This window comes from Sphingopyxis sp. OAS728 (assembly GCF_014873485.1).
Lineage (GTDB): Bacteria > Pseudomonadota > Alphaproteobacteria > Sphingomonadales > Sphingomonadaceae > Sphingopyxis.
The window spans coordinates 4,677,410-4,691,272 of sequence record NZ_JADBDT010000001.1; the positions used below are offsets into that span (position 1 = coordinate 4,677,410).

Here is a 13,863-nt window from a genome sequence, read left to right on the forward strand (position 1 = left end):
ATGATCGAAAAAGATATGCGCGGATCGGCCGCGGCGGGCGAGGTTACGGCGCTGTATCGCACGCTGTTCCGCCCCGGCGAGGAACATCTGTGGACGGCGAGCGATCTCGATGCGGCGCCGGGCGGGCAAAGCGTCTATTTCTCGGCGCAGTCGTTCGAGGGAACGCTCGAGGACGGCCCCTCGGGTTGGATCTGCCGGTTGGACATTGCGAGCGGTGGGGTCGAGCGCATCGCCCGCGGACGCCAGTATCGGACTGCGCCCGACGGCCGCGCGGCCTATGTCGGGAATCTCGCCGGCGGGCAGGAGCAACTCGTCCTCCGGTCCAGCGCGGGGGAGACCATCGCGTCGATCGCACTCGATATGCGGGTCGAGGCGCTCGTTTGGGCGCCCCGCGGCGACAAGCTGCTGGTGCTCGGCGCCGATGCGGGCGCCGATGTGTCGGGCGCGGAAGGCGGCTTCGCCTTGCGCGGCGATACCAAGGGGCCGGGGTGGCTTCCCGAAGTGGCGTCGTCGAGCGCGCAGAATCTGTGGCGACGGCTCTATATGTGGACGGCGGGCGCGACGGCGCTGCGGGCCGTGGCGCAGCCGCCGTTCAATATCTGGGAAGCGGCGTGGCTCGGCGATGACGCCTTTGCCGTGATCGCGAGCGATCATCATAGCGAGGGAAGCTGGTACGAGGCGAGCCTGCGCATCCTCGATGCGGAGAGCGGCGCCGAGCGCGCGCGCTATACGCCCGCCGAACAGGTCGGCGTTCCCGCCGGGTCGCCCGACGGCGCCCGCTGGGCCATAATCGAAGCCTTTTGCAGCGATCGCGGGATCGTCTGCGGCCCCGTCACTCTGGGCGGCATCGACGGCGAGCGCGTGCTCGACCTTGGCGGTGTCGAGGCGACCGATCTTCGCTGGCGCGACGCGGACAATCTGCTCTTCGCGGGTGTCCGCGATGCACAGACCATCGTGGGCGAGATCAACGTCGTGACCGGAGAGCGTCGCGAGCATTGGGCGTCGGAAGACCTCACGATCAGCGGCTGGTACCCCTCGGCGGTTCCTTCGGCCGACGGATCGGTGTTCGCGGTGGTCGAAGGCTATGCCCAGCCACCGGCAATTGCGCGCCTTTCAAACGGCGAGGCCGAGGCGCTTGCCGATTTTGCGCCCGCACCGGTACCGGCGATCCCCGGCACGATGCGCTATCACCGCTGGCAGGGGCGCGACGGGCTCGAAATCGGTGGCTGGCTGGTCCTGCCCGATGAAGGGGCGCGGAACCTTCCGCTGTTTGTCGATATCCATGGCGGCCCCGTCTGGGCGCATCGCAACCGTTATGCCGCGGCGCTGCGCGCCGGCCCGGTGCTCGTCGGCAAGGGCTACGCCTTGCTCTTGCCTAACCCGCGCGGGTCGGGCGGGCGTGGTCAGGATTTCGCCCGCCGCGTCCACAAGGATATGGGCGGCGAGGATATGCACGACTATCTGGCGGGCATCGACAGCCTCGTCGCGGCGGGGATCGTCGATCCGGCGCGCGTCGGTGTGTCGGGGACCAGCTATGGCGGCTTCATGAGCTCGTGGCTCGTGACGCAGACCGATCGCTTTGCCGCGGCGGTGCCGATCTCGCCCGTTGCGAACTGGTACAGCCAGCATTATGCGTCGCAAATCCCGTGGTTCGACGCCGCGCTGCTCGAAGGCTCGCCGCGGCGACCGGGCGGACAATATTTCGACCGCAGCCCCGTCTTCTTCGCCGAGGGCGCGACGACGCCGACGCTGATCCTCGCGGGCGGGCGCGACAAGAATACCCCGACGGGGCAGGCGATCGAATTTTTCGGCGCGCTGTCGGAGGCCGGAACGGAGGCCGCGCTCGCCGTCTACCCGGACGATGGCCACAGCCTGCGCGGCTACCCCGCCTATCTCGATTCCGCGGCGCGCATCGTCGACTGGTTCGGCCGCCATATCCCGGCGGCTTCCTGACATAGCAGCAAAGGACCTCCCCATGACCCTCGGCCCCTCCGCATGGCCCGAAGCCGATCGCGAGCATTATTGGAACATCCAGCAGACCGCGCTTCCCGGCAATCCGCCCGCGCGGGGCAGGGGCGGCGCCGTCTCGACCGCGCTCAACGGGCTTGCGGCGCGCGTTGGCGAAGAGGCGCTGCGGCAGGGCGGCTCGGCGGTCGATGCGGTGATGAGCACGGCACTCGCGCAGATCGTCCTCGGCGGCGGCGCGGTCATCAGCTTCTTCGGCATCCTGTCGCTCATGCATTATGACGCGGCGAGCAACGACGTGACCTCGCTCAATGCGGGGTGGAACACCGTGCTCGCCGAGGACGATCCGATGTCGATCCCGGGCAAGCTCAACCCGGCGGCCGACGGCGTGACCAACATGATGCTCGAAGGCGAACCGTCGGGACGCACTGCGATGGTCGGCGGCTTCATGCGCGGGCTCGAGGCAGCGCACCGGCGTTTCGGCAGGCTGCCGTTCGCGCGCCTGTTCGACGCCGCGATCGAACTCGCCGAGGACGGGTTCGCGGTTTCGGCGGGGCTCGCGCGCTACATCGACGTGCGCAAGGCGGACCTCGCGCGCCTGCCCGAAACGCGCTCGATCTTCTACAAGGACGACGGCACGCCCTATGTCGAGGGCGACCATTTCCGCCAACCCGCGCTCGCCGAAACCCTCCGCCGCGTCGCGAGCGAGGGCGCCGACTATATGTACAAGGGCGCTTGGGCGGCGCGCTGCGTCGAGGCGATACAGCGCGACGGCGGCAAGATGACGCTACAGGACCTCGTCGACTATCGCCCAATCTGGTCAACCCCCGCCACGGTGGAGCGGGAGGGATATACGATCGCGGTCCTCGGCGAGCCCTGCGAAGGCTCGGTCAACCTCATCGAATCGCTCAATCTGGCCGAGGCCGCAGGGATCAAGGAACTCGGCCACTGGTCGACCTCGTCCGACAGCCTTGTACGGCTCGCCAAATGCTGCGCGGCGATCGGCGGGATGCGCTACGAAAGCCCCGAAGAGCAGCAAAAGGCCTTTCCGGGTATCGACATGAGCCGCGCGTCGCGCCTGACCCGCGAACATGCCGGCGAGCTCTGGCAGCGGCTGGTCGATCAGGAACCGGTGCGCTTCCTTCCGAAGGGGACGCATTCGGACGTCGTTGTCGCGGTCGATGCCGACGGCAACATGGCCGCGCTCTGTCACTCGATCAATTGCCTGATCTGGGGCCAGACCGCGATCGTCGTCGATGGTGTGTCGGTCGGCGACCCCGCCGCTTATATGCAGTCAATGGTCGCGGCGACGCCGCGCGGCGCGCAACTGCCCAATCCGATCGAGGTCGGGCTCGTGATCAAGGACGGTCAGCCCGAAATCGCCTGGTCGTCGATGGGGGTCGGATTGCATTATCAGACGACCCAATCACTCTTGAACGTGATCGACTTCGGAATGACGATCGAGCAGGCCGCCGATGCGCCGCGCCTGCTGCTGCCGATCTCGCCCGACGGCAGCCAGCGCGAACTGATCCTGCGCGTCGTCGATGGCGAGTTTTCGGAAGAGCTGCTCGATGCAACAGGGCTTGAAATCAGATCGATCCCGCCCGCCGAGGCACGCTTCGCACAGGGGCTATGGGTGGCGGTCCGGCGCGATCCGTCGACCGGCGACCTCACGGCCATTTCGCCGCGCTATACCAATGGGCAGGCGGCGGCGATTCTCTGACGGTTCCCGCAGCGCACGGTGATATCGAAACGGTGATGCACAACGACCGAAAAGTTCGACAGATCACCGGAGGTCCGGGCGATCGTCGCTTGCCGCCCAGTTCAGCATCGCCAGCGCCCGTTGCATTATTTTACCCCGAGCTGGCGTTTCGAATGGGAAGCAAGAGTGTCGATCACTCAGGCGGCTACTTTGGGCCGCGACGTCGGCTCGCCGCGTCCGTTGCACGGCCGGGCAACATCGCATTTGGCGTGGCGTCGGGCGATGCGGCACGGGCGGGCATATTTGTTCGACAGGAGCGTTTCATGCCCAGACTCTTCGGCCCGATCGCCGCGCTTTGCCTGGCAAGCGCGATATCGCTCGCTGCCCCCTTGGCGCAAGCCCAGGAAGCGGCGCCGGCCGCTTCGCTCGCCACCGGGGTCAAGGTCTATGACCAGAATGGCGAAGAAGTTGGCCAGATAGCGAAAGTGTCGGGTGACAGGGTTGCGGTGTCGATCGACGGCAATGGGCTGGTGGTTCCCAAAAACGCCTTTGTGAAGGGCGCCAAGGGACCGGCGTTGAAAGCGCCTAAGGCGAAGATCCTCGCGGTCCTGAGGCAGGCCGAGGCCGATGCCGCGGCGGTAGACGGCGCATTGAAACCCGGCGCCGAGGTCCGCAGCGCCGATGGTGCCGCGGTGCTTGGCAAGGTCACGGCGATGGCGCCCCAAGGCGCGGTGCTGGCGACGAGCGAAGGCAATATCACCATGCCTCGTGCTGCATTTTTCCTGTCGGACAAGGGATTGGCGATGAAGGTCGATGAAGCGCAGTTTCTCGCCGGTGTCCGGGCGGCGCGAGCGCAAAAGAAGGGCGGTTGATGGCGCGCGGCGATTTTCGAGGCGGCTTCAGAATCCCAAAAGGCTGAAACTCGCCTCGGCGCGCAGGCCGATAACCAGCGCGTCCGTGATGGCGCGGTCGGCCGACGGGCGGTGGATGTAATGGATGTTCGGCTGGACCGCGAGCCACGGTGCGACCTGCGCGCGATAGGTCGCCTCTACCGCGACCTCGGCCGACGCCGCGCTCGTCGCCGCGCGCCATGAGTCCGACGTGAAGGCGGCCGCGAATGCGATGCCGAACTCGTCCGCTTCGCGTCCAGGGACCCAGCCGCTGAATTTGAGGCCGCCGCTCGCAAAACGGTCGAACATATTATACCGCCCGCTGGCGGTGCCGAGCCGGGCGAATGCGTCGACCCTGCGGCCCGATCGTTCGATGAGCGGGACCTCGGCGCGGACATAGGTCCCGGCATTGCCGTCGCCTGCGGCATTCCCGTCGTTGCGCTCAAAGTCGGCAGTATAGCGCCAGTGGCCGAGCAGCAGCTTGCCTTCGCCCAGCGGCGCCTCAAGCTCGCCGACGAGCAACGCGCCGTCGGCATGACCGAGCTTGACCGCCGTCCGTCCCGGATGCGCCGGATCGCCGGGAACGCCGTCGAGAACCGCGGCGCGAACCGTCCAGCCTTCGGCCGGCGTGACCGCCAGCCGCGCCGCGAGCGAGGTCGAAGGAAAGATCGAGGGGCCGTTCTGCCCGCTCTGCGCGAAATCGGTGCCGATGCCATGCGGGCTGCTGACGAACAGCCCCGCTGCGTCGAGCGCGTCGAATTCCGAATTGAGATCATAGAGCCCTGCGCGCACCGACACATGTTCGCCGAGCTTCTGGTCGACCCATGCTTCGTATAGTCGCAATGCCGAGGTGCCGGTTTCGATATTGCTGACCGCTTGTGCGTCGCCGACGAGGTCGCTGATCGACTTGCCGTTGTTGTAGAGGCCGTAGACATGGAGCTGTGCGCCGTTCCAGCCGACGAGCGCTTCCATATCGGCCTCCAGCACGAGGTCGAAATTGTCGAGGTAGCGCGTCCCGCGCTTCAAGCCGCCCGACGCGTTGCCGATCACTTCGGCCGTGTAGGTGGCCTGCAAAAGTACTGGGCCGTGCGTTTCGTCGATCTCCGCAGGCGCGTGCGTGTGGGCGTGCGGCAAATGACCGTGCGGCGGTGGCAGGGTCACCTCCTCGCCGGCGGCTGCAAGCATCAGGGCGGAAAGAAGCATCAGAAACTCACCATGAAGGCTAGGCGGATACGGTCGAGCCAGTCCGACGGCTGCAGCGATCCGGCATAGCGCGGATCGAGCGGGCGATAGTGATACCAGAGCAGGTCAAGCTGCAGGCGCGACGCCGGGATGTAGGAAATGCCAAGGCCGTGCAGGCGATAATTGGTCGCGAGGTCGATATTGTCGTGGCTGAACGCTGAGAGCACCGAGTCCACCTCGACCTCCGAGAAAATTATAGGCGATACGGAAATCGCCGCGAGAGGCCAGCCGCCCTGCCACAGCGAGGCTAAGCGTCTTCATGGCGAGAAGAGTGCGGCCCGTCTTGCATATTCTATTCCTCTCCGGAGGCCGTCTTTATCGACCGTTGCTGACGCGAGGCTGACACGGGTCTTGACCGTGGTTTGCGGCGTTTGGCCCACAGCAGCACGCCCGCGACGATCATCGTGATCAGCCACAGGCCGATCACGATCGACAACAGGTGTCCGACGATCCTGCCGGCTTCGCCGGTGTGGATCGGGAACAAGGCGCTCATGAACGCGCGCGCAGGCTCCGCCTCGGCAATCGGATAGGGCCGCGGACGCTGCCGTCATTCGCGTCGACCAGGACGATGCTGCCGCCATAGGCGCGGCGGATCTCGCCGGGCGCGCGGACGCGGATGCGATAGGTCGCATCGCCGTCCTTGGGCCAGGCAACCTGCGTCAGGCGACTGCCCGGGATGGCGGCGAGCGCGGCCGACGCCGCCGTTACAAAGCCCACCGGTGGACCCGTCATCGCATTGTCGGGCAGAGAAACCGGAGCGGCGCCGATCAACTCGCCAAAGCCGTCCTCGAACTTCAGGATCGTGCCGTCGCCGGCGATGCGGACCTTGCGGCTCTCGCCGTCCTTGTCCTTGAGATAGATGGTGTAGCGGTCGGTGAGCCCCGCGGTCGTCCAGATCTTTGTGACCTTGCCGCCGCTTCCGGGCGGAACGAGCGCCTCGATCCGCCGTTCGATCGCGCCGAGTTCGGTCGGGCGATGGATCGCCGAAATCGTCCGGTCGGCGATTTCCCAATGGAAGACGATCAGGATACCCGTAATCGCCTGGAGCAACCAGAAGATTGCAGCGCCGAGGCTCAGCCATCGGTGAAGGGGCGGGATACGGCGGCGCGGCGACGGCTGCACGGATGTGGCCGGCCGCGACCGACCTCATTTCATCGGGGGCAACGCGGTCGAAAATAATCTGGTTTTCTTCCCCAGTTCGGCGATCCTCGGCGGCATCGACAAATGGCCCGCCGCCTTTTTTGCGCGCGGGCTGTGGGACTATGCCGCCTCGCTGCAGGGAACCGTCGAAAGCTATCGCCGCGTTCGGGGGCCGAAGGAGCTGGTCGTGGTGCGCGCGCCGCATCCCTATGAAGTATGGCCCGGAGAGGAACAGGGAAGAGTGCGAGAGCGGATGGTGGCGTTCGCGACGGGCGTCATCCAGGGCCGAAATAGCATTGCCGGCGGACGCCCCTGGCGCGACATGAAGGAACTGGTTGCGACTAGCTCGGACGTCTGGGAAGCCTCGACCAAGCCGACGGTCGTGCCCTGACCGTCGGCGTCGGCCCGCCGCTTTTATTTCGCGTTGCGCCTGCGACAGCGTGGTGACAGCCGGGGGCCGCACGATGCGGCCCTGATCGAAAAAATGGGGAGTGACGCCGTGAATGACATGAACCTGACGCGGCGGCGGGCCGGGCAGCTTGTTATGGGAGCCAGCGCCTTTGTAATGCTTGGTGGCTGTGTCGACCGTATCGGCCGCGTATCGGCCGCCACCCCCGGTCTCGGTCCGGTCCAGCCCGACACCTACAGGGACGGCTTGCTGCGCAGCACGCCCGAGGCGCAGGGCGTCTCGTCCGACGCGGTCCTCGCCTTTCTTGCCGACGTCGAAAGCGCGGGGCTCGAACTTCATTCCTTCATGCTCATGCGCAATCGCCACGTCGTTGCCGAAGGCTGGTGGTGGCCCTATTCGCCGGGGCGTATCCATATCACCCACTCGTTGACCAAGAGCGTAACCGCGGTCGCGGCTGGCCTGGCGATCGACGAGGGGCGCTTCGGCTTCGACGACAAGGTCGTCTCTTTCTTCCCCGAATATGTGCCGGCCGACGCCAGCGAGAATATGCGCGCGATGACGGTGCGCAATCTGCTGACGATGCAATGCGGTCACGACGAGGAGACGTCGGGGTCGAAATGGCGCCCGATCGACACGCCCTGGGCGGCCGAATTCTTCAAGATTCCGGTGGTGCATCAGCCGGGTAGGCATTTCCAATACACCAGCGCGGCCAGCTTCATGCTCTCGGCGATCGTCAGCAAGACGACCGGACAGCCGATGGCCGACTATCTGAAGCCGCGCTTTTTCGAGCCGATGGGCATCGACCGTTGGCATTGGGACACGAGCCCCGGCGGTGTCAGTCCCGGCGGCAACGGGTTGACGTGGAATACCGCGGCGTCGGTCAAGCTGGGCGCGGTGCATGCCAGCGGCGGGACATGGAACGGCCACCGCATCCTGTCCGAAAAATGGGTGCGCGAGGCGACGACCGAGCAGACGCCGGGCGACAAAGACGGCGCCTATGGTTATCAATGGTGGATGGGGCCGGGCAAAGCCTATCTCGCGCTCGGTCTGTTCAGCCAGATGTCGATCGTCTTTCCCGAACATAATGCCGTTCTCGCGCTGTTTTCGGCGATCAAGGGCAGCAAGAAGATCAAGCCGCTGATCTGGAAGCATTTCCCGGCCGCCTTCGTCGCGGACAAACTGCCGGCAGATCCCGATGCGGTGGTCCTGCAGCGCAAGACCGCGGGGCTTCGTTTGCTGCCAGCGCTTGCAGCGAGCAATTTGCCGGTTCCGCCCGGCGTCAGCGGTAAGCGCCTGACGATCGAGGCGAACGATCAGGGCGCCGAATGGATGTCGTTCGATTTTGCCGGGGACCGCTGCACCTACCGGATGCGCGATGCACACGGCGAACATACGGTCACCGCGGGCTTCGCCGACTATCTCGAACAGGATACGAGCATGACGGGCAACCGTTTGCACCATGAATATCGGCCGCCGAGCCAGCGGGTTGTCGCGGGCGCGCGCTGGACCGCGGCCAATAAGCTCGAGATGATCTGGCAGTTCGTCGAAACGGCATTCCGCGACACGCTTGTCTGCACCTTCACCGCCGACGGCGTTACCGTCGACCGCAGCGTCAATGTGAACTCGGCCGAGGAGCGGCTGCCGACCCTGACGGGCCGGATCGCCTGATCGAACCAGCTGTGAGGGTGCTGACCTGACACCAACACCCGATTTCCTTCCCCCGGCGCGGCGAGCGCTGGGGGATTTTTCTTGCGCTAGAATTTTGAAATGATTTGCGAAAAAGTCTCTGCGCGCCGTGACAGCAGCATGACAGGCATCGCCTTTTAGCCAGAGCATGAAACAAGGTGCACGACGAAGCAGGCGCCTGTAATCGAGACGGGGATGATGCTGACACTTCTGGCATTTTTGATGGTCGCCACCTTCATGACCTTGATCATGACCAAGCGGCTGTCGGCGCTGATCGCGCTTATCGTCGTGCCGACGATCTTCGCGCTGATCGCCGGCTTCGGCGCCGGGCTGGGCGACATGATGCTGGAGGGTGTGCGCGACCTGGCACCGACCGGCGTAATGCTGCTGTTTGCGATCCTATATTTCGGGCTGATGATCGACGTCGGCCTGTTCGACCCGCTGGTGAAGACGATCGTCCGCATTGTCCATGGCGACCCGATGCGCATCTGCATCGGCACCGCCGTGATGACGCTGATCGTCGCCTTGGACGGCGACGGCACCACTACTTACATGATCACCGTCTCGGCGCTGCTGCCGCTCTATCGCCATATGAAGATGGACGTGCGCATCATGGCGTGCCTGATCATGATGTCGGTCGCGGTGATGAATGTCGTCCCATGGGGCGGGCCCACGACGCGCGCCGCGCTGGCGCTCGGCGTCGATCCGCGCGAACTGTTTGTCTCGCTGATCCCGGCGATGATCACCACATCGATCTGGGTGCTGTTTGTCGCGTGGATTTTCGGCCGCCGCGAACGCAAGCGGCTCGCGTTGCTGCCCGCCGATGCGGTCGACGAGGACGCGACCGGCGAGGAAGTGATTCGCGAACAGATGGACGGCGAAGATCATCGCCGTCCGGGCCTCTTCTGGTTCAACCTTGCGCTCACCCTCGGCCTGCTCGGCCTCCTGATCGGCGGGTCGATCCCGCTCGTCATTCTGTTCATGGGCGCTTTCGCGATTGCTGCCGCGGTCAACTATCCCAATTTGCAGCAGCAGAAAGACCGCATCGCGGCGCACGCGGGCAATGCGATGGCGACCGTCAGCCTGGTGTTTGCGGCGGGTATCTTCACCGGTATCTTGTCGGGAACGAAGATGGTCGATGCGATGGCCAGCTCGGTGATCGCGGTCATTCCCGACGCGCTCGGCCCCTATATGGCGCCGATCACCGCCTTGCTCAGCATGCCCTTCACCTTCCTGATCTCGAACGACGCCTTTTATTTCGGCATGCTGCCGATCCTCGCCGGGACGGGCGCCGAATATGGGGTGACGCCGATGGAAATGGCGCGCGCGTCACTGGTGGGGCAGCAGATCCACCTGCTCAGCCCGCTCGTCGCCTCGACCTATTTGCTCGTCGGCATGTCGGGTCTCGAACTTGCCGATCATCAGAAATATATCTTCCGCTGGGCGCTGGGCGCATGTTTCGTCTTCATGGCGACCTGCCTGCTACTCGGCGTCTTTCCGCTCTACGCTGGATGAGGGGCGGCGCGCTATTTCTTGGGGGTACCGATGGCCGCCTGCCATTGGGTCATGATGCGGCGCCGTTTCATCTGATCAAGGTTGGCGATCAGCGCCGGGCCGATGCGCAGCGTGCGGGCGGCGCTGGCGGGCGCGCGGGCGCCCGCACGGGCACGGACGTCGGCGCGGACCGGCGTCATATAGCGATAGGAAAGCTGGGCCTGGCCCGCACGCGACAGCATGAAATCGAGGAACAGCTTTGCCGCATTGGGGTGGCGCGCCTGGTCGGGGATGATCGCGATCCGCGACATGATCAGCGTATAGTCGCTGGGCATCACGACGCCGATGTTGGCATCGTGCGATTGGCGTTCGAGCGCGTAGGATCCGATCATATTATAGACGAACGCCAACCGCCCGTCGCCAAGCCGCGCGAGCATTTCCGAGCTCGTCGGGTAGGTCGTGACCTTCGTTTGCCCCAGCGCCGCCATCAACGGCACGGTGTCGCGGCTGACTTGCAGGTCCTGGCTCAGGAACAGATAGCCGGCGCTCGACCGGGCGGGATCGAAGGTCGCGATGCGGCCGCGATAATAGCGCGCCTTGGCCCGCAGCAGGCGGGTGAGGTCGGCGTGGGTGCGCGGCACATCGGCGGCCGGCACCAGCTTGCGGTTATAGGCGAAGACGACGGGTTCGGCGGTCGTGCCCCAGGCCTCGTTCTTCCACACCGCCCAAGCCGGCAGATACGGCTTTTCGGGCGAGGCGTAGGCCTGCGCATAGCCGTCGTTGACCAGCTTGGTCTGCAGATCCATCGCAGCGCTCCACAGGAGATCGGCGCCCGGGCGTTTTGCGCGCGCTTCGGCAATGACGCGATTGTGCAGCGCGGCCGTCGTGATTTCGCGATAGTCGACGCGCACGAACGGATAGCGCTTCTCGAACGCCGCGATCAGGCCCGCGGCTTCGCGCCGGTCGGTGGTCGAATAGATGACGATCGTGCGCTCGGTGCGCGCGGCGTCCATGATCGTGCGATAGGAGCGCGGATAACCCTTGGGCGGATCGCTGAGCGGCTTGGCGGCGGAGGTGAGCAGCGCCGGGGCCAGTATCGCCAGCAGGGCCGTTGCTGCAAACTTCCTTCGCCCCGCAAAATGCGTCACGTGTTCTTCTCCCCAATTTCACTTATGTTTATGGCCAAGGGAAACATGGTCAACCTGTCAACCGGCTGTCACGGATCGAGGCAATGGCGCGCATATTACTGATCGAAGACGATGCCGCGTTGTCGCGCGGACTGGTCGCGGCGCTGACCGCAGAGGGCTATTCGGTCGACCCGGCGCCCGACGGCGCGTCCGCGCTGATGATGGCGTCGGACGAACCTTATGCGATCATCACGCTCGACGTCGGCTTGCCCGACATGTCGGGGTTCGACGTGCTGAAATCGCTCCGCGCCAAGGGATGCCATGCGCCGGTGCTGATCCTGACCGCGCGCGACGAGATCGATGACCGGGTGAGGGGGCTTGACCTTGGGGCGGACGATTATCTGCTCAAACCCTTTGAGCCGCGCGAGCTCGCCGCGCGCATCCGCGCGCTGCTGCGCCGCCCGCAGGTCGATCCCGCGCCGGTGATCCGCGTCGGCAAGCTCGAATTCGACCGTTCGCACCATATCGCGCGGATCGACGGCCGCGACCTGGATCTGCGCCGCCGTGAATGGGTCGTGCTCGAACGGCTGCTCTCGCGCGTCGGGCAGGTGGTGTCGAAGGACCGGCTCGCGTCGGAGGTGTTCGGTTATGACGAGCCCGTCGCGCCCAATGCGATCGAGGTCTATATCGCGCGGCTGCGCAAGAAGCTTGAGCCCGACGGCCCGACGATCCGTACGCTGCGCGGGCTTGGCTATCTGATGGAAGAAGACTGAGTGACGGCGCGGCGCGTCAGTTCGATCACACGCCGGATGATGGTGGGGATGGGGTTCCCCTTGGCCGCGCTCGCGTTGTTGCTCGGCGTCGGCGGTGCGGTGACGATCAATGAGGTCGTCGAGGGCGTGAACGACCGGCTGCTCGGCGCGTCGGCGCGCGCGATCGCCGAAACGCTCGCGCTCGAAAATGACGAGGTGACGCTCGACCTGCCGGCGTCGGCGCTGGGCATGCTGGAAAATGACGCGCGCGATAATGTCTATTACAGCGTGTGGGCGAACGGCGAGCTGCTGACCGGTTATCCCGATCTTCCGCGCGTGAGCAAGCTGCCCGACGACGATGGGGAGATGGTTTTTCAATACGCCCATTATCGCGATTATCGCATCCGTATTGCCGCGGTCGCACGCAAGGTGCCGCGGATCAACCAGCCGGTCATCGTCGAGGTCGCCGAAACGCTCGAGGCGCGACATGCGCTGCGCAACAGGATGCTCGTCGCGCTCGCGATCCTGGAGGTGCTATTGATTGCGGTATCGCTCGGACTGCTGCCGCTCGCGGTGCGCTGGGGCTTGGCGCCGCTCAAGCGCGTGCTCAGCGCGATGGGGACGCGGCGCGAAGCCGATTTTACCCCGCTGCCGCTCGACTATGTCCCGGTCGAACTGCGCGGGCTCGTCGGCGCATTCAACGGCCTGCTGGGCCGTCTCGATGCCGCGATGCAGGGCATAAGGCGGTTCACCGCCGACGCGTCGCACCAGATGCGCACGCCGCTCTCGATCCTGCGCGCGCATGTCGCGGCCCTGCGCTCGGCAAAGCTGCCTGCGGGGCCGGCGCAGCAATCGGTCACGGATATCGAAGTCGCGACAGGACGACTCCAACGGCTGCTCACCCAGCTTTTGGCGCTCGCTCGCGCCGAGGGTGCGCGCGAGGGGGGACCCGATATGCGTGCGCCGGTCGACTTGGTGGAAATCGCCCGCGCGGCGAGCGTCGAGCAAGCGCCGCAGGCGGTGAAAACCGGGATCGACCTGCATTTCGAGGCGTCTGGAAACGCGGTTACCGTCCTCTCCCAGCCCGACCTCGCGGGGGAGCTTGTGGGCAATCTGATCGACAATGCGATCCGCTACAATCGCAACCGGGGCGTGGTGACGGTCACGGTGTTGGATGAGGGCGTCGTGATCATCGAAGATGAAGGCCCCGGCATCCCGCCCGATGCCCGCGCGACCGCGTTCGAACGCTTCGGACGGCTGGCGCCCGATCGCGGGCGGGAGGGCAGCGGCCTGGGATTGGCGATCGTTCGCGCGCTAGCCGACAGCCTTGGCGCAGAGATAGAACTTGCCGATCGCGGCGCTTCGCCGGGACTGCGCGTGACGGTTCGTTTTCCGGTCCCGCCAGCGGAAAAGCGCAGCTACGACCCCGTTTCGTAACCCGGCTGCAACGTGACAG

General features: G+C 65.6%; 13 protein-coding genes. 8 read left to right on the top strand and 5 right to left on the bottom strand.

Translation table 11 applies throughout. The features are described from left to right. The 3 genes from GGC65_RS22130 to GGC65_RS22140 are packed head-to-tail and all read left to right on the top strand — an operon-like array spanning position 1 to position 4,539. On the top strand, positions 1 to 1,953 hold the full coding sequence (locus GGC65_RS22130; protein ID WP_192649129.1) for an alpha/beta hydrolase family protein: 1,953 nt from the start codon (positions 1 to 3) through the stop codon (positions 1,951 to 1,953). A gap of 22 nt (positions 1,954 to 1,975) precedes the next feature. Beyond that, a complete protein-coding gene (locus tag GGC65_RS22135) occupies positions 1,976 to 3,688 on the top strand; it encodes a gamma-glutamyltransferase (RefSeq protein ID WP_192649130.1) in 1,713 nt (570 codons plus the stop codon). Between the two features lie 32 nt (positions 3,689 to 3,720). Further along, positions 3,721 to 4,539 carry a hypothetical protein gene (locus GGC65_RS22140; protein WP_192649131.1) on the top strand — a complete coding sequence of 273 codons (819 nt, stop codon included), beginning with the start codon at positions 3,721 to 3,723 and terminating at the stop codon, positions 4,537 to 4,539. Between the two features lie 27 nt (positions 4,540 to 4,566). Here GGC65_RS22140 and GGC65_RS22145 read toward each other — a convergent pair whose 3' ends face one another. From GGC65_RS22145 to GGC65_RS22160, 4 genes are all read right to left on the bottom strand, one after another. Then, the gene (locus tag GGC65_RS22145) at positions 4,567 to 5,760 is read right to left on the bottom strand and encodes a carbohydrate porin (RefSeq protein ID WP_225940960.1); all 1,194 of its coding nucleotides are present in this window, start codon (positions 5,758 to 5,760) and stop codon (positions 4,567 to 4,569) included. Continuing rightward, positions 5,760 to 5,975: a hypothetical protein gene (locus GGC65_RS22150; RefSeq protein ID WP_192649132.1), complete on the bottom strand. Its 216-nt coding sequence runs from the start codon at positions 5,973 to 5,975 to the stop codon at positions 5,760 to 5,762. The genes GGC65_RS22145 and GGC65_RS22150 overlap by 1 nt, the downstream gene beginning before the upstream one ends. 116 nt (positions 5,976 to 6,091) lie before the next feature. Next, positions 6,092 to 6,292, bottom strand: coding sequence for a PepSY domain-containing protein (locus GGC65_RS22155; protein ID WP_192649133.1), 201 nt, complete (start codon positions 6,290 to 6,292; stop codon positions 6,092 to 6,094). After that, a complete protein-coding gene (locus tag GGC65_RS22160) occupies positions 6,289 to 6,921 on the bottom strand; it encodes a PepSY domain-containing protein (RefSeq protein WP_192649134.1) in 633 nt (210 codons plus the stop codon). Before GGC65_RS22160 ends, GGC65_RS22155 begins: the two co-directional genes overlap by 4 nt. A 4-nt stretch (positions 6,922 to 6,925) precedes the next feature. Between GGC65_RS22160 and GGC65_RS22165 the strand changes: the two genes are divergently transcribed. The 3 genes from GGC65_RS22165 (at position 6,926) to GGC65_RS22175 (ending at position 10,549) form a co-directional block, all read left to right on the top strand. Then, positions 6,926 to 7,330, top strand: coding sequence for a hypothetical protein (locus GGC65_RS22165; protein WP_192649135.1), 405 nt, complete (start codon positions 6,926 to 6,928; stop codon positions 7,328 to 7,330). Positions 7,331 to 7,447: 117 nt separating this feature from the next. After that, positions 7,448 to 9,016, top strand: coding sequence for a serine hydrolase domain-containing protein (locus GGC65_RS22170; protein ID WP_225941288.1), 1,569 nt, complete (start codon positions 7,448 to 7,450; stop codon positions 9,014 to 9,016). Between the two features lie 213 nt (positions 9,017 to 9,229). After that, the gene (locus GGC65_RS22175) at positions 9,230 to 10,549 is read left to right on the top strand and encodes a CitMHS family transporter (protein ID WP_318780217.1); all 1,320 of its coding nucleotides are present in this window, start codon (positions 9,230 to 9,232) and stop codon (positions 10,547 to 10,549) included. Positions 10,550 to 10,560: 11 nt separating this feature from the next. Here GGC65_RS22175 and GGC65_RS22180 read toward each other — a convergent pair whose 3' ends face one another. Then, positions 10,561 to 11,676 (bottom strand): ABC transporter substrate-binding protein, encoded by a 1,116-nt coding sequence (locus tag GGC65_RS22180; RefSeq protein ID WP_318780218.1) that lies wholly within the window; start codon positions 11,674 to 11,676, stop codon positions 10,561 to 10,563. 83 nt (positions 11,677 to 11,759) lie between these two features. Here GGC65_RS22180 and GGC65_RS22185 point away from each other — a divergent pair, with 83 nt between their 5' ends. Both GGC65_RS22185 and GGC65_RS22190 read left to right on the top strand, forming a co-directional pair. Beyond that, complete coding sequence (locus GGC65_RS22185) at positions 11,760 to 12,428, top strand: response regulator transcription factor (protein WP_192649138.1); 669 nt, start codon at positions 11,760 to 11,762, stop codon at positions 12,426 to 12,428. Next, the gene (locus GGC65_RS22190; protein ID WP_192649139.1) at positions 12,429 to 13,844 is read left to right on the top strand and encodes a sensor histidine kinase; all 1,416 of its coding nucleotides are present in this window, start codon (positions 12,429 to 12,431) and stop codon (positions 13,842 to 13,844) included. The last annotated feature ends 19 nt before the right edge of the window (positions 13,845 to 13,863 follow it).